At 40.1% G+C, this 15,381-nt stretch carries 13 protein-coding genes; 8 read left to right on the top strand and 5 right to left on the bottom strand.

The window, feature by feature from the left end:
* Positions 1-238: 238 nt before the first annotated feature.
* A complete protein-coding gene (locus ABIS04_RS11645) occupies positions 239-3,661 on the top strand; it encodes a PAS domain-containing hybrid sensor histidine kinase/response regulator (protein ID WP_350431169.1) in 3,423 nt (1,140 codons plus the stop codon).
* A gap of 295 nt (positions 3,662-3,956) precedes the next feature.
* Here ABIS04_RS11645 and bioA read toward each other — a convergent pair whose 3' ends face one another.
* Positions 3,957-5,291, bottom strand: a complete 1,335-nt coding sequence (gene bioA / locus ABIS04_RS11640) for an adenosylmethionine--8-amino-7-oxononanoate transaminase (RefSeq protein ID WP_350431168.1) — start codon at positions 5,289-5,291, stop codon at positions 3,957-3,959.
* Positions 5,292-5,403: 112 nt separating this feature from the next.
* Between bioA and bioB the strand changes: the two genes are divergently transcribed.
* Genes bioB through bioD form a run of 4 tightly spaced genes read left to right on the top strand, consistent with a single transcriptional unit; the run spans position 5,404 to position 9,163 of the window.
* Complete coding sequence (bioB, locus tag ABIS04_RS11635; protein WP_350431167.1) at positions 5,404-6,456, top strand: biotin synthase BioB; 1,053 nt, start codon at positions 5,404-5,406, stop codon at positions 6,454-6,456.
* A gap of 6 nt (positions 6,457-6,462) precedes the next feature.
* The gene (locus ABIS04_RS11630; RefSeq protein ID WP_350431166.1) at positions 6,463-7,668 is read left to right on the top strand and encodes an 8-amino-7-oxononanoate synthase; all 1,206 of its coding nucleotides are present in this window, start codon (positions 6,463-6,465) and stop codon (positions 7,666-7,668) included.
* 21 nt (positions 7,669-7,689) lie between these two features.
* The gene (locus ABIS04_RS11625; protein WP_140234468.1) at positions 7,690-8,448 is read left to right on the top strand and encodes a methyltransferase domain-containing protein; all 759 of its coding nucleotides are present in this window, start codon (positions 7,690-7,692) and stop codon (positions 8,446-8,448) included.
* 4 nt (positions 8,449-8,452) lie between these two features.
* Positions 8,453-9,163, top strand: a complete 711-nt coding sequence (gene bioD, locus ABIS04_RS11620; RefSeq protein WP_137226763.1) for a dethiobiotin synthase — start codon at positions 8,453-8,455, stop codon at positions 9,161-9,163.
* A 99-nt stretch (positions 9,164-9,262) separates the two neighbouring features.
* On the opposite strand, the gene ABIS04_RS11615 is transcribed toward bioD, so the two are convergent.
* From ABIS04_RS11615 to ABIS04_RS11605, 3 genes are all read right to left on the bottom strand, one after another.
* Entirely contained in the window at positions 9,263-10,288 is a 1,026-nt protein-coding gene (locus ABIS04_RS11615) for a GGDEF domain-containing protein (RefSeq protein ID WP_137226764.1), read from the bottom strand.
* Between the two features lie 133 nt (positions 10,289-10,421).
* On the bottom strand, positions 10,422-11,330 hold the full coding sequence (locus tag ABIS04_RS11610; RefSeq protein WP_140234467.1) for a DUF481 domain-containing protein: 909 nt from the start codon (positions 11,328-11,330) through the stop codon (positions 10,422-10,424).
* Positions 11,331-11,777: 447 nt separating this feature from the next.
* Positions 11,778-12,206, bottom strand: a complete 429-nt coding sequence (locus tag ABIS04_RS11605) for a DUF413 domain-containing protein (protein ID WP_137226766.1) — start codon at positions 12,204-12,206, stop codon at positions 11,778-11,780.
* A 108-nt stretch (positions 12,207-12,314) separates the two neighbouring features.
* Between ABIS04_RS11605 and ABIS04_RS11600 the strand changes: the two genes are divergently transcribed.
* The gene (locus tag ABIS04_RS11600; protein WP_140234466.1) at positions 12,315-13,169 is read left to right on the top strand and encodes a LysR family transcriptional regulator; all 855 of its coding nucleotides are present in this window, start codon (positions 12,315-12,317) and stop codon (positions 13,167-13,169) included.
* A gap of 16 nt (positions 13,170-13,185) precedes the next feature.
* Here ABIS04_RS11600 and ABIS04_RS11595 read toward each other — a convergent pair whose 3' ends face one another.
* Positions 13,186-13,557, bottom strand: coding sequence for a diacylglycerol kinase (locus ABIS04_RS11595; protein ID WP_137226768.1), 372 nt, complete (start codon positions 13,555-13,557; stop codon positions 13,186-13,188).
* A gap of 327 nt (positions 13,558-13,884) precedes the next feature.
* On the opposite strand from ABIS04_RS11595, the gene ABIS04_RS11590 reads away from it, so the two are divergent.
* Positions 13,885-14,733, top strand: coding sequence for a DNA ligase (locus ABIS04_RS11590; protein ID WP_140234465.1), 849 nt, complete (start codon positions 13,885-13,887; stop codon positions 14,731-14,733).
* 133 nt (positions 14,734-14,866) lie between these two features.
* Entirely contained in the window at positions 14,867-15,364 is a 498-nt protein-coding gene (locus ABIS04_RS11585) for a low molecular weight protein-tyrosine-phosphatase (RefSeq protein ID WP_350431165.1), read from the top strand.
* The last annotated feature ends 17 nt before the right edge of the window (positions 15,365-15,381 follow it).

Raw genomic sequence — 15,381 nt, 5'->3', positions numbered from 1 at the left:
AAATGGCGTGGTTAAAGTATCATCTGCAACCGACTACCAACACTATTAGACCTTGGTCTAGTTTTAAAATATCCTTAATATTTAGTCTGTTGCACATGGTAGAATCATAAATCTTGGTGATAGTTTGTGCCACAATTACTCATTTTATCTAATGTAGGTTGTTTTACGTTCAACGTGTTAAGTTGTGATAAAAATAAAATAGATGGTTAATAACAATAAAACGATAGCGGAAGATTGAATGAATTTAACTTTAATAGTAGCAATCATTGCGGTGTGTTACGTGTCATTGTTATTTACTTTGGCGTGGGGTGCTGAACGCTGGTTTAGTAAGATAAGCCAAAAAGTCCAAGTATGGATTTATGGTCTCAGTCTTGCTGTGTATTGTTCATCATGGAGTTTTTTAGGCACAGTAGGGCAGTCTGCAAACGATTTGTGGTCTTTTTTACCGATTTTTGTGGGTCCAATTTTGGTATTTACCCTTGGTTTTGGCATGCTGCGAAAAATGGTCGTGGTATCTAAAGCACAAAACATTACTTCTGTTGCCGATTTTATTGCAGCCCGTTACGGTAAGTCACAGTTACTGGCAGCAATTGTTACCCTCATCGCCTTATTTGGCATCATGCCTTACATCGCTTTACAGCTTAAAGCGATGGTGTTTAGTCTTAATTTATTTCAGCCTGATGATAATCCATTAAGTCCGATCGTTGTGCCGTTATTGATCACCATGCTTTTAGCGATTTTTGCTATTTTATTTGGTACTCGAAAATTAGATGCAACAGAGCATAATCCCGGAATGATGGTCGCAATAGCGTTCGAGTCGTTAGTCAAATTAGCCGCATTTATCATTGTGGGTGCGGTAATCAGTTTTGGTTTTTTCGATGGCTTTGGGGATATCTGGCAACAAGCATCTGCCAAAGGACTCATTGAGAATAGTCATTTACGTCTGGAATCATTTTTGCCAGAGTTATTTGTCGGAATGGCAGCATTTTTGTGTATGCCGAGACAATTCCATGCGATGGTTGTTGAGTGTGGTGGCGAACATATTTTGCAAAAATCACGCTGGATTCTACCTATTTATTTAGCGTTGTTTGGCATGTTTGTCGCGCCGTTGGCATTAGCAGGTAAAGTATTGTTAGGCGATTCTGTTTCTGCCGATACCTATGTGATTAATTTACCGCTTGCGCTCGATCAACCCTTATTGGCTGTCATTGCATTACTTGGTACTTTATCGGCCGCTACCGGTATGGTGATCGTTGCTGTGGTGACGATTAGTGTGATGGTCAGTAACGAATGGTTGGTGCCGTTTTTATTGCGTACAGGGCAGATTCGAGAAAAAAACTTTAGTCAGTTCTCGCAATTGTTATTAAATGTCCGTCGCTTTGCCATTGTGGTGATTTTAGGTTTTGGTTATCTAAGCTATTTAACCTTGGCAGATAGCGATTCGTTGTCGCATTTAGGCATGTTGTCATTTGGGGCGTTTTCTCAGTTAGCCCCTGCATTGGTCGGCGGTTTATATTGGAAAAATGGTAATCGTGCTGGAGTATATTTTGGCCTCGCTGTTGGTTTTTGTTTGTGGTGTTTTATTTTACTACAAGGCGCTGGTCAAGCTCGATTCATTGGCGGTGAGTTTGATTTACTCAATAGTATTACTCCCAATGTCAGTGACACATTAATTGCGTTACTTGCAAATGTGGTGTGTTACGTACTCGGCTCTATTTGGTTCAGAGCTGGTGTTGCTGAGCGCATTCAAGCAAGTAACTTTGTTAAGCCTTGGTCTTCAAAGCAAGGTGCTAACAAGCGTCAGGGGCCTATATCGCAACAAGATTTACTTATTTTAGCTAGCCGTTTTGTTAGTCCTACCCGCGCTTATGAGAGTTTTAGCCGTTTTTCGCCCGATGCAGTAAAAAGTGACAGTTGGTATAAAGCCGCGCCAGAGGAGTTAATCGCCCACACCGAGCACATGTTGTCAGGGGTACTCGGGGCATCAAGTGCTTCGTTAGTGATGGACTCGGTCCTACAAGGGCGAGATCTGGCGTTAGATGAAGTATTTAGCCTAGTAGATGAAGCTTCATCAAAAATTATGTTAAGCCAAGATATGCTGCGTGGCGCTATTGAACATGCCTATGAAGGCATGAGTGTGGTTGATAAGGATCTTAATCTCGTTGCTTGGAATTATCGCTACGCGGATTTATATCAATACCCAGAAGGTTTTTTACAAAAAGGTATGCCCATTGCTGATGTGGTTCGATTTAATGCTTCTCGCGGCTTTTGTGGTGATGGAGATATGGAGAATCAAATCGCAATTCGAGTGCAGCACATGCGTAATGGTACCGCGCATACCTCAGAACGCGAACGTAGAGATGGTAAAGTGATTAAAATTCAGGGTAATCCAATGCCCGATGGTGGCTTTGTGATGACATTTACCGATATTACTCAGTATCGCTTGCAAGAAAAGGCATTACTTGAAGCCAATGAAACCTTAGAAAGTCGTGTGCAAGAGCGTACCTATGAATTAGCGATGCTAAACAGTGAATTACTTGAGTCAAAAGCCCAAGAAGAGCTCGCTAATGCCTCTAAAACCCGCTTTTTAGCCGCTGTAGGGCATGATTTAATGCAGCCATTAAATGCTGCTAGATTGTTTACTGCGTCATTGTCGCAATACCCAAACTTAGACCTTGAAGCTCGTACGACGTTAACACACGTTAACAGTTCGCTAAAAACTGCTGGTGAGTTACTGACGGATTTATTGGATATCTCAAAATTAGATTCTGGCATGGTGGATGTTAATCGCCGTGATTTTGCCATCTCTGAGATTATCAATGGTTTATCTATTGAGTTTGATGCAATGGCAGGGGATAACCAAATTTCGTTTTCTATGGTGCCATGCTCAGCTACGGTAAATTCTGACCCGTCATTGTTACGCCGAATATTGCAAAACTTTTTAACTAATGCTTATCGTTACGCCCGCGGAGGCAAAGTCTTATTTGGTTGTCGTCATCGCGGTGATTTTATCGAGATCCAAGTATTGGATACTGGCTGTGGAATTGATGAGTACGATACTCAAGAAATATTTAAAGAGTTTAAACGCCTAAATCATCCCAGTAGCCGTAATGTCAGTGGTTTAGGGCTAGGCTTAGCCATTGCTGATAGAATAAGTAAAGTGCTCGATCACTCCATTCAAGTGCAATCAGCGCTAGGACAAGGCTCCATGTTCTCTATTATTGTGCCGCTAGGACAAACTGTTAGCCAAGTGAAAAATAAACCATTGCCGACATTATTACAGCCTCTAGCAGGCGTTAAAGTGTTATGTATTGATAATGAAGAAGCAATTTTGGCTGGACTTGAGTCATTATTAAGTCGTTGGCAATGTGAGGTTATTTGTGCAACAGATCTTGCTGATGCACGGATTAAGTTGGGACTTAAAGGTGTCGCCCCAGATATTATTTTAGCAGATTACCATTTAGATGATGACCAAAATGGCGTTGATGCTATGGACAATATTCGTTCACGCTATGGTGCCCATTTACCGGGTATTCTTATTACCGCAAATACCAATAAAGACTTGGTAGATGATATTGAACGACGCGGTTATCACTATATGGCTAAGATGGTTAAACCTGCCGCATTGCGTGCGTTAATTTCTAGTTTGGTTAAAAAGTAATTGATCAAACAGATTTGCGGATAAAACATATTAAAACTCGCATTGTACTCGAACGCGCTAAATGGTTTTTAGGCTATCCATTATCAAAATTAAAATGGCTCGATGATAATGAGCATGACGGTGAAATGGTGTCAGAGCGCGCAACTGTGTGATTTATAAATCGGGCCGATGAGAGAATCTACGGCCCTTATTATTAATCAACTAACTAATTTATTAACTTTATACCCCAAGTTGAAGTAAATTAGCTTTTGATGGCCTCAAGCCTGAACTCCAAAATATATTTATTTGAATGTGACTAACCGTGACTAATAAATTGAGCCGTAACGGGGGTAGTATCAATGCCTTTTGCGACCGTGAGCATCGCCGCGGTCAATTTACTTAATTGCTTAGCACTGATGGTGTAGGGCGGCATAAGATAGATATATTTATTAAACGGTCGAACCCAAACACCAAGATCAACAAAGGCTTGTTGTAATTCGGCTGTGTTCACTGTATTGACCATTTCAATCACCCCAACAGCCCCTAGCACACGAACATCATTCACTTGAGGTAAATCAATCGCACTAGCAAGTTCTTGATTGAGCTGAGATTCAATGTTTTCAACTTGTTGCTGCCAATCGCCTTTAAGAAGTAAGTCTAAGCTTGCTGTTGCTGCTGCACATGCCAATGGATTACCCATAAACGTAGGGCCGTGCATAAATACACCTGCAGGTGAGTCACTAATGCCATTAGCAACTTCGTCACTGCATAAGGTGGCGGCGAGGCTAATATATCCTCCAGTTAAGGCTTTACCTACACATAAAATATCCGCTTCAATATTGGCATGCTCATAAGCGAATAGGGTACCGGTTCGACCAAAACCGGTGGCAATTTCATCTAAAATCAGTAGAACATGGTATTGGTCGCAAAGTTGACGCAGTTTACTTAAATAAGCGGGCGAGTAAAAACGCATTCCGCCAGCACCTTGCATGATGGGCTCAATAATAACAGCCGCAATGTTTTGATGGTGTTGAGCAAATGCAGCCTCTAATGCAAGCGTATCGGCTTGGTTCAGCGGCTCATTAAACTTAGATGTTGGTGCCGGGATAAATACTTGTTTAGTGACATTATTGCCAAACATGGTGTGCATACCGCCATCAGGATCGCACACGCTCATCGCCGCAAATGTATCACCGTGATAACCACTTTTTACCGTCATAATCCGTTGTTTTTGTGGTTGATCCCGTCCTTGCCAATATTGCAGCGCCATTTTTAAAGCCACTTCTACTGCAATTGATCCTGAATCGGCTAAGAAAACCTTAGTTAAGTTATCACTGGTCATTTGCACTAAACGTTTTGATGCTTCAATAGCTGGCTGGTGGGTTATGCCGCCAAACATCACGTGACTAAGCTGTGAAAGTTGCTGTTGCATCGCCGCTAAAATGGTTGGATGACTATAACCGTGTACGCATGACCACCACGAACTCGTACCATCAATGAGTATCTTGCCACTGTCTAATGTCAGCTCACAGCCTTGAGCTGAAACGACTCCATATACAGGCAGAGACTGGGTCATAGAGGTATAAGGATGCCAAATGTGTTGTTCATCGAAAGTGTAATCAATAGTGGTATTTAGGTCGGAAAGTGCCATAATTATAGGTGCTCGTTTTTTGACCGCTTGTAAAGCGTGAAGTAATAGCTGCGTTGACAGTTTACGGGCTCAGGGTATCCTAGCCAACATAAAATAAAAAAAGGAATGATCCATGTCGTTAGCTGAAGTTCGTCACGATTGGCAAAAATCACAAATCGAAGCATTATTTGCGTTGCCTATGAATGATTTATTGTTTAAAGCGCACAGTATTCATCGTGAAACATTTGACCCTAACGAAGTGCAGATCAGCCGTCTTTTATCAATTAAAACGGGTGCATGCCCTGAGGACTGTAAATATTGTCCACAAAGCGCACGTTACGACACTGGTCTTGAAAAAGAACGTTTACTTGAAATTGAAAAAGTATTAACAGAGGCTAAAAGTGCTAAAGCAGCAGGAGCATCACGTTTTTGTATGGGGGCCGCTTGGCGTAATCCACGTGACAAAGACATGCCATATTTAACGCAAATGGTAAAAGATGTCCGTGCCTTAGGTATGGAAACTTGTATGACATTAGGTATGTTGTCGTCTGAACAGGCTGATACATTAGCTGATGCGGGTTTAGATTATTACAACCATAACCTTGATACCTCACCTGAATATTACGGCGACGTTATCACCACTCGCACTTATCAAAGCCGTTTAGATACATTAACAAACGTACGTGCTTCTGGGATGAAGGTATGTTCTGGCGGCATTGTGGGTATGGGCGAGCAAGCAACCGATCGCGCAGGTTTACTGCAACAATTGGCCAATTTAGAACAACATCCAGATTCTGTACCAATCAACATGCTGGTTAAAGTGGCCGGTACGCCGTTTGAAAAAATAGATGATCTTGACCCACTTGAGTTTGTGCGCACTATTGCAGTAGCGCGTATTATCATGCCTAAATCACGGGTGCGCTTATCTGCTGGACGTGAAAGCATGAGTGATGAACTGCAATCAATGTGTTTCTTTGCTGGTGCTAACTCTATTTTCTACGGTTGTAAGTTGTTGACGACGCCTAACCCTGAAGAAAACGATGACATGAGTTTATTCCGACGTTTAGGGTTACACCCAGAGCAAGGCCCACAAGCCAATATCGAAAATGATAGTGCATTATTAGCCAAAGCCAGCGCTAAACAAGATAAGTCGACTAAACAGTTTTTTGATGCCGCGGCGTTATAATTTTATATGACGGTATCAGGACAACCTGTCATTGGGTTGCACCCATTAACTCAGAGGATAAGTGATAAGCTTGCTGAACTGCAGGCTACTGGCCTTTTACGCCAACGACATATGATGGCAACAAAACAGCATGCGGTGATTGATTTTAGCCATAATGATTACTTAGGCTTAGCCCGTGAACCCGCTTTAGCTTTAGCACTTTATGCTGGGGCACAGCAACATGGTGTCGGCAGTCGCGCATCACCTCTTGTGAGTGGTTATAACCAAGCTCATGTAGCGCTTGAAAAACGTTTATGTGAGCTTACTGGTCACCAAGCTTGCATGTTATTTAGTTCCGGTTTTAGTGCAAACAGTGCGTTAATGAAAACCCTATTTAACAGTGATGACATTGTAATAGCCGACAAGTTGGTGCATGCCTCTGTCATAGATGGGTTGCAAGACAGTGGCAGTAAAATTCGTCGTTTTTTACATAACGATATTAGCAGTGCAGAGCGCCTTATTGAACGTAATCCTCATACTGCTGTTGTTACCGAAAGTGTGTTTAGTATGGATGGCGATATTGCGCCGATTTCTGAACTATCTGCGCTATGCCAACAGCATGACTGTTGGCTGATTGTCGATGATGCCCACGGTTTTGGTTTGCTGCCTAGCTCATTTGTTAATGCCGATAATGTTGATATTCAGGTGGTAACATTTGGTAAGGCATTAGGGGGCCAAGGCGCGGCTATTTTAGCCTCGCAAGAGGTGATTGATTACTTAATTGCAACTTGTCGTGAGTATATTTATTCTACTGCGTTGTCGCCATCTAATGCTCAGTTAGCCTTAGCTGCGATAAATTGGCAACAAGCTAATCCACAGCTATTGACACAACTAAAGGCTAATATTGCATTGTTTAGGCAACTTGCAGTGGAAAACAAACTTAATATTACATCTTCAACGACCGCTATTCAGCCGATTATGATCGGTGATAATCATCGCGTAATGGCAATTGCAGAGCAGTTAACACAACAAGGTTTTTTGGTGGGTGCTATTCGTTCACCAACGGTACCAAAAGGGCAGGAGCGTTTACGTGTGACGTTAAATGCACAACATCAAGCTATTGATATTTATGAACTTGTTGCCGCAGTAGCTGTTCTTATTCATAAACATGATAATAATTCGATGCAGGCTGTATTAGTTCCACAAGCAGTTGATAAATCAGTAGTCAAATAAGTCGTACCTTTGAGAGCCCCCATGACGTTAGATAATCCGGTTGCAAACACATTTTCAATAGCTGCTGCTCAATACAAGCAACATGATGTATTGCAACGCATTAGCGCCAAACAGTTGCTACAACAGGCTAACTTGTGTGGCACCTTACTTGATGTCGGAGCCGGTCCCGGGACATGTTTTAAAGCTTTTGAACGAGTAAACCAAATAGTTGCAGTTGATATCTCTCATGGCATGCTTACACAGTTGGTTCAACAGCATCCTGATTATTTGCCTCTTTGCACTGATGCCCAAGCACTAGGTTTGCAAAGTGATTCTATTGACAATATCTATTCCAATTTAGCCTTACAGTGGTGCCAAACCTTACCTAAAGCGTTTGCTGAGTTTCATCGAGTATTACGATCTGGAGGTGAATGTTACCTCAGCGTAGTGGTAGATGGCAGTTTAGCTGAATTGGAAAGCTTAGGTTTCCACGTCAATCAATTTGATTCAGTATCCACGCTTAAGACTGCATTTAACGTATCTCAAGTGACGCCGGATGACTGGCACAGCGTCGATATTAAGGTTGAGAGTATTAAGGTTTATTTCGATGATTTACGCAGCTTACTATATTCAATAAAAGGTGTGGGGGCGTCATTTGATCAACATGGTGCAGGTAAGCAGCGTCACGCGCTCACCAAGCGACAATGGCAGCAACGTGTCGCGTTGGCAGAAAGTCTGCGTACCGATAAAGGCTTGCCATTAACTTATCAAATTGCGTATATCCATGCTAAACGAGGCTGACGCTATGCTATATTTTGTGACAGGAACCGATACTGACAGTGGTAAAACCTTAATTTCGGCAGCTCTTTTAGCTAAAGCCCAAGGCGATAAATGTGGTTTTAAACCGATAGCTTCAGGATGTGTTCCCACCGACGCAGGATTGCGTAACAGTGATGCTTTAATGCTAATTGCGCAGTCGAACATGGATTTGCCATATTCGGCGATTAATCCTATTTGTTTTGAGCCTGCTATTGCACCGCACATTGCCGCTAAACAAGTTAATCAGATTTTAACGGCACAAACAGTACTTGATGCTATGTATCATCCGGCGATGCAACAAGCTGATTTTGCATTAATTGAAGGCGCTGGTGGTTGGCGTTTACCATTAGGTAATGGTGAGTTTTTGTCTGATACCGTTAAATTATTGCAGGCCAAGCTACAAAAATCTCGACTAATTCAAGGTCAACTGGCGGCAGCTAACGTTGGTGTTATTTTAGTTGTAGGCATGAAGTTAGGCTGTTTAAACCATGCATTGTTAACTCAAGAGGCGGTACTGGCCGACGGATTAACGATAGCAGGGTGGGTGGCGAATCAAGTCGATATTGAAATGGCTTTTATTGACGACAACCTCAACAGTTTACAGCAAATGATGCAGGGACCATTTTTAGGTTATGTGCCTCATTTAAAAGCGGCTACAGCGGATAATGCCGCTGCTTATCTGCAATTACCGAAATAATCCGCAGTAGAAAATATTAAGCCCAACTTTTTCTGCTGTTAGCTTTTCAGTATGAGCATGCAAAAGTGGGCGAACAATCAATTGATATTAGCAGAAAGGTTAATTTGCGATTGGCATCACTCTGTTACGACCCAAACGCTTTGCTTCGTAGAGTAACTTATCTGTTGCTTCAATCAACTGGGATACATTTTGTTTCGGCTTCCACTCACATACGCCAAAAGAGGCGGTAATTGAGTCGATGACTTTGTCACTACGCCTATCTTTAACACTGAGTTTCTCTAGTGCTCTCCGAATCCCTTCTGCTAGCTGTCTGGCTACTCTAAACTGGCTACTTGGTACAATAATGGCGAACTCTTCACCACCAAAACGATACAGTTTAATCCCGTCGCGGCAAGCTTCTTGAATCCGTTTTGCGACTGTTTTCAAGACTAAGTCACCAAGTTGATGACCAAAGGTATCGTTGAATACTTTAAAGTGGTCGATATCAATGATAATCAAACATGTTCCAGCAGGAGATAAACTGACTTGTGCTTCAATGTCGTGGTCAAATGCGCGGCGATTTAATACATTAGTTAATGCATCAAATAACATGTCTTTTTCGGACTCTGCTAAGCGAGTTTTGAGAATATTAATTTCGGATTGGGCTTTTTGTAACTGTTCAGTAAAACTCTCGGTACTGGAACGAATGTTAGATGATTCTTTAACAATACTTCTAATAACACCGATGACTTGTTCGAGTGAGAAGCCTTGGTTTTCAAGGTCATTTAATTTTTTAAAATCTTTCTCTATTTGAGTTTGAAAGGTTTCGGTGTCTAAATTAGTATCTTTAAGTGATTGAGATAATTCGCATACCATAGCATCAAGGTTTTTGCGCATATCACGCACATTAAGCTCAACCGGATCTGCCACATGCTTTCGGTATAATAATTCACTGGTCACGGGTGAATAAGTTTGATTCTGTTTGACTGCGGTATCCAATTCTTGGTTAAGTAATGGATTTTGCTCACCGACATAAGCATACCAAAGTGCATAATTTGTTGGTGTAGTGGGGATTTTGTATTTTAACATTAACGGCACCGCTTTTTTTAAATTAGCAGCAGCGGTTTGCAATAAGGTGTTAGACATTAAGTGCCTCGTGAGCAGGACAATGAAAAGACATTAAGATGAATTTAGTATAGTAAAATAAATAATAGGACATTATCATTTTGCCAATCACAAAAAAAGCATCATAAGATGCTTTTTATTGAATAAACGAAGGCTAAAATGCATAAGAAATAGCAAACATGGGGCCTGTAAAACTGTAGTTAATATTGTGATCAAAAGTTTTTATATTATTATCATTTATTCTACGTTGTTTTTCTATTGAGATATCAACATCATAATAATTGTAGGCTAGTTTCAGTGACCAGTTGTCACAAATTTTTGCTTCAACACCTAAACGGACATCGATTAACGACCCGTCAACATCGTCATATTTAATGGTAAAATATTGTGCATGTGCAGAAAATGTTAAATCTGGATAAAACTCGTAAGAACCATAAACGCCTAAATTTGGTAATGGTGCAGTAACGCTGTAATCAACGACGTTTGGTGTAGCGACCACATTACTACATTGACTTGTTAAGCTTGAATCTAGCGCACATGTGCCTATATTTCCCTGAAATTCAATTTCGACAAACATAGTGTGTAAACCCACGGAAACTCCTACTGCATAATTTGATCCTTGCCAAATATCATAACCGTAGCCGATACGTAATATATCAATGTTGAATTCGGTATTAAGGGCTGCTCCTGTTTCAATCAAATAGTCCTGACCGTCAATATCTTCAAGGATAAAGTCCTGACTTATTGAGTTGTTATTAGCTTCGCGATCTAAGGATTTCCAATCGATGAAAAGTTTATGTCGTTGATTAAATTCGTAGGTAAATTCAAAGTAGGGTAGGTATTGTTCTTCAGCGAGTAAAAATTCATCTTCAAAATCTATTAGAAAAATACCACCATTTTTAGGATTTGTGACAGCCATATTTGAATCGGAGTTAGCATAAAACACACCTATGTCTATGGTGTATTTATCTGTTGTTGATGAATGGTCACTCTGGCTCTGAGCTGAAATCGCCGTCTGAGTACCAAATAACATTATGGCAATACAAAAAAAAGGTTTAATCATTGAAACTCCGCATTTATTCTTTTTTACTAGTGTCACAAGATATGCGTCTTCATATGATGCTGTTGTCGTATCTGATACCTAATTTATGTAACGATGATATCCAAAAAGGGATGTTAAATGCATCAACATAAACAATAGACCAGGATAAATAGGACAAACAGTTCGATATACATACTAGCACTTTGCCATTAAATGTGAAGTTTTTGTAGCGAGTTGTTGTGCTAAATCAAGTTTTCATTGGTAGTTTGAGCTCAAACACGTAAAAGTACCCATTTTAGTGTCAAAGTGTGATGTGACAGTGAGTTGTGAATAAATAGATAAAATATAGAATGATTTTTTGGCCAAATGCACCTAAAAGTAGAGTAAATAATAGACTCTACTTTTAGGTAGTTGTGAACTAATTGTTATGCATTGTAAGCGATTGCTTTGGTTGCTTAAATATTGAATCTATTCAGCTTCATCGGTGTCAGATGCATCACTTTCAATATCGTCAAATTCTATTTCGACTTTAGCGCTAGAGGGAGTATGAATCGTGCCTACAACAGCATAAAAGGGTTTGCCTTTTGCTAAGCGACAATATTTAATCCACAATAATTCCATTGCGGTTGAGGCGGGCAATTTACCTTGGGAAACTTGTACAAATTGATCTTCATCAACGTTACATGGAATTTGACTACCTTCAGCCAAATTTTTCATTGCTTGACCGTGTTGTTCAAGCAAATCCGCTTCTTTACTGGTAAAGTCACCACAACGTTTAAATCCTTTAGGGAAATTAACGTCATCATAGAAGCGTTTAGAAGAGTGAAAGCTGTCATTGGTCCCATTGGTATGAGCTCCAATAGCTTGTTTCGCATTGATAAATGATTGCTGAGACATGGCTAATACCTTCCAGATTATGAGATATAAAGATTTGCAACTGGAGTATTGGCTAGTATTATCATTTTTTAAATCAAAATATTTTGTCCTTATTGGTAAAGAATTTTTATGGATACAGATTTATTAAAAACCTTCTTAGAAGTATCTCGAACTAGGCACTTTGGTAAAGCGGCAGAAAACCTTTATCTCACTCGAAGCGCTGTTAGTTTTAGGATAAAACAATTAGAAAATATTTTGGGTATAGAACTTTTTGAGCGCTTACGTAACAATATTCAACCAACACCTGCAGGTGAAAGAATGCTTGGTCACGCTGAAGCGGTTCTTAATGCTTGGGAAAGGGCAAAACAGGATATTACTTTAAACCAACAGCACAACGCTCAATTGACATTATCTACTGGTAATAATATTTGGGATTCGTATTTTCAAGGCTTTTTACAGCCATTACATTTGTGCTTAGAAGGTGTTGCTTTAAGAACTGATGTTTTGTCTACATTGGTAATGAACCGCCAACTAATAGCACGCACTTTAGATATCGCAATCACTTTTGATCCCCCTAAATTGGACGAAGTGACATTGGTTAAGCTTGCTCAAGTCAAACTATACTTAGTGTCTAAACAACAGAACGTTAATCTAACTCAAACACCTAATTTACCTTATGTTAAAGTGGATTGGGGGACAGCCTTTAATATTACCCACGCTCAAGATTTTACGATGTTACCGATACCGGTATTACATACCAGCTCTGCCCGTATGGCCTTGGATTTTATCCTCAATAATGGTGGTTGTGCATTTTTACCTGAGGCACTTATTCAACCCTTGTTAGATAATCGCACATTATTTTATGTGAATGATGCTAAATGTATTCGCCGACATGTGTATGCTGCTTATTGGGCCGAAAATGAACGACTGGCATATATTGAAAAAGCTATTTCAATTTTGACGCTCAATGAAAGCACCGATTAGTTATTTTGGGTGTCGATTAAGACAGTAATGGCCAAATGATGATACCCCATGTGAACGCGCACAATACTAAACTGATAAAGACTGCTGCTGACGCAATATCTTTTGCCTGTCCACTGAGTGGGTGGATCTCATCACCAACCCGATCAACTACCGCTTCAATAGCTGAGTTCAATAATTCAACAATCAATACAATTAACACGGCCATAATAAGTAAAATACGTTCAGTACTGCTGATGTTGAGTAGCAGTGCAACGGGTAGCATTAGGCAAGCAAGCACTGTTTCTTGTCTAAATGCCGCTTCGTTTTTCCATGCTGACTTTAGACCTAATATTGAAAACCCTGTAGCTCGAAATACGCGTTTTAGACCATGATTGTTCTCTGGTTTCATTTGGCTCATTATCTTTTTGATTTTAATTCTGTAGATTGTAACATTCCGTTCATATGCTTCCAGCAGTAAATTATCTCAAATGTTGTATATCATTTTGGGTTGAAGTTTTGGGTGGACAATCCATTCGAATGTACTAGGCTTTGCTGTGTCCATTTTAACGTTGTTAGGATAATGAAAGTTTGATGCTCGATTGTAGAAAAGCAGATAAATTACGAGTGTCGAAAGGCATATAAATATTTTTATTAATAAATACATTATGTGCCGTTAAAAATGTACAGCTACGGTAAGTCAGTACTTAAAGGATCTCAACTATCGCAAGGATTGCATATGAGTAAGATAATCTATTTTATATTTTTGATATTATTTGGACTATATTGTTTCCCCACACACTGTGAAGTTTTACCCACACCTCCCATTCAATTAGCAACTCAATATGATCCAGATATAGAGATATCTAAGTATTTAGTCAGCGAAAAACTTGACGGCGTTCGGGGTTATTGGGATGGCAAAAGAATGTTGACTCGCAGTGGCCGAAACATAGTATTACCTGACTCATTTATCATTGGGTTCCCTAATGTCGCTATTGACGGTGAACTTTGGCTCGGCCGTAACCATTTTGAACAGATTTCGGCCTTAGTTCGACGCCAACAAGTCCCTGAAGAAGACTGGCAGGAAGTTAAGTTTATGATGTTTGATTTGCCACAGCATTCTGGCCCTTTTATTGAACGCTATTTAGCGATGAAAATGTTGGTAAAAAGTGCGAACTCTAAACATTTACAGGTTATTAAGCAGGATACAGTGGCTTCAGCTGAAGCTCTATTTTCACAGCTCGATTCTGTCGTTAATGCTGGCGGTGAAGGATTGATGTTACATTATCAGCAAGCTTATTATGCCGTTGGTCGTAGTGAATATATTGTTAAACTAAAACCAAAATATGATGCTGAAGCGATAGTGATTGGCCATACACAAGGGAAAGGTAAATATCGTGGCATGTTGGGAGCTTTGGTCGTAAAAACATCTTCTGGCATAGTGTTCAATGTAGGTAGTGGTCTAAGTGATAAACAACGAGAGAACCCACCTTTAATAGGATCTACCATTACCTATCAATATTTAGGCTTAACTCAAAAAGGCACACCAAGATTTGCCACATTTTTGCGTGAAAGGCCTAAACAATAATTCGTTTGTCTGATAAGCACACTATAGTCGGTTTTGATTTAGAGATCATATTCTGATTAACCTTGTAAGTTTGATTATATTCATCACCATTTAGTTTCTAATGTGATGATTTTGAGTGATTAAGGCGCAATGAATGATTAAAGATGTTTATCTAGCAAAAATAAACTCCGTGCTATTCGTCTGTATGGGTAATATATGTCGCTCTCCCACTGCGGAGGCAGTATTTAAACAACAGGCAGAGATACATAATTTACAACTTAATATCGACTCAGCTGGAACCATGGCTTATCACAAGGGTAATGCACCTGATCATCGTAGCGTCGTTGCCGGGGTTAAACGTGGATTAGATTTTTCGGGTATGAAAGCGAGGCAAGTCAGCAATAGTGATTTTGAAGATTTTGATCTTATATTGGCTGCTGATAAAGCAAACTTAGCAGATTTGCTTGAGCGTTGTCCTGTAAATTATCAATATAAATTACATTTAATTTTGGCGTTTGCTGACAGTGAGGAACAGGAGGTGCCTGATCCCTATTATGGCGGTGAGATGGGGTTTGAATTGGTTATCGATTTACTTGAAACCAGTCTTACAGCATTAGCTGCTCAACTGGTTTCTGTCAAAAATAGATTCTGATTAAATATGGTGTATGT

It is taken from the genome of Shewanella sp. H8 (assembly GCF_040285065.1).
Lineage (GTDB): Bacteria > Pseudomonadota > Gammaproteobacteria > Enterobacterales > Shewanellaceae > Shewanella > Shewanella polaris.
This window is presented reverse-complemented; position numbering and strand designations above follow the sequence as displayed.

Bases quoted from the DNA above. Each gene is read 5' to 3' on its own strand.
- ABIS04_RS11625 (WP_140234468.1), top strand. From the start codon at position 7,690: ATGACGTTAGATAATCCGGTTGCAAACACATTTTCAATAGCTGCTGCT.
- bioD (WP_137226763.1), top strand. From the start codon at position 8,453: ATGCTATATTTTGTGACAGGAACCGATACTGACAGTGGTAAAACCTTA.
- ABIS04_RS11610 (WP_140234467.1), bottom strand. From the start codon at position 11,330: ATGATTAAACCTTTTTTTTGTATTGCCATAATGTTATTTGGTACTCAG.
- ABIS04_RS11630 (WP_350431166.1), top strand. From the start codon at position 6,463: ATGACGGTATCAGGACAACCTGTCATTGGGTTGCACCCATTAACTCAG.
- ABIS04_RS11605 (WP_137226766.1), bottom strand. From the start codon at position 12,206: ATGTCTCAGCAATCATTTATCAATGCGAAACAAGCTATTGGAGCTCAT.
- ABIS04_RS11590 (WP_140234465.1), top strand. From the start codon at position 13,885: ATGAGTAAGATAATCTATTTTATATTTTTGATATTATTTGGACTATAT.
- ABIS04_RS11645 (WP_350431169.1), top strand. From the start codon at position 239: ATGAATTTAACTTTAATAGTAGCAATCATTGCGGTGTGTTACGTGTCA.
- ABIS04_RS11585 (WP_350431165.1), top strand. From the start codon at position 14,867: ATGATTAAAGATGTTTATCTAGCAAAAATAAACTCCGTGCTATTCGTC.
- ABIS04_RS11595 (WP_137226768.1), bottom strand. From the start codon at position 13,557: ATGAAACCAGAGAACAATCATGGTCTAAAACGCGTATTTCGAGCTACA.
- bioB (WP_350431167.1), top strand. From the start codon at position 5,404: ATGTCGTTAGCTGAAGTTCGTCACGATTGGCAAAAATCACAAATCGAA.
- ABIS04_RS11615 (WP_137226764.1), bottom strand. From the start codon at position 10,288: ATGTCTAACACCTTATTGCAAACCGCTGCTGCTAATTTAAAAAAAGCG.
- bioA (WP_350431168.1), bottom strand. From the start codon at position 5,291: ATGGCACTTTCCGACCTAAATACCACTATTGATTACACTTTCGATGAA.
- ABIS04_RS11600 (WP_140234466.1), top strand. From the start codon at position 12,315: ATGGATACAGATTTATTAAAAACCTTCTTAGAAGTATCTCGAACTAGG.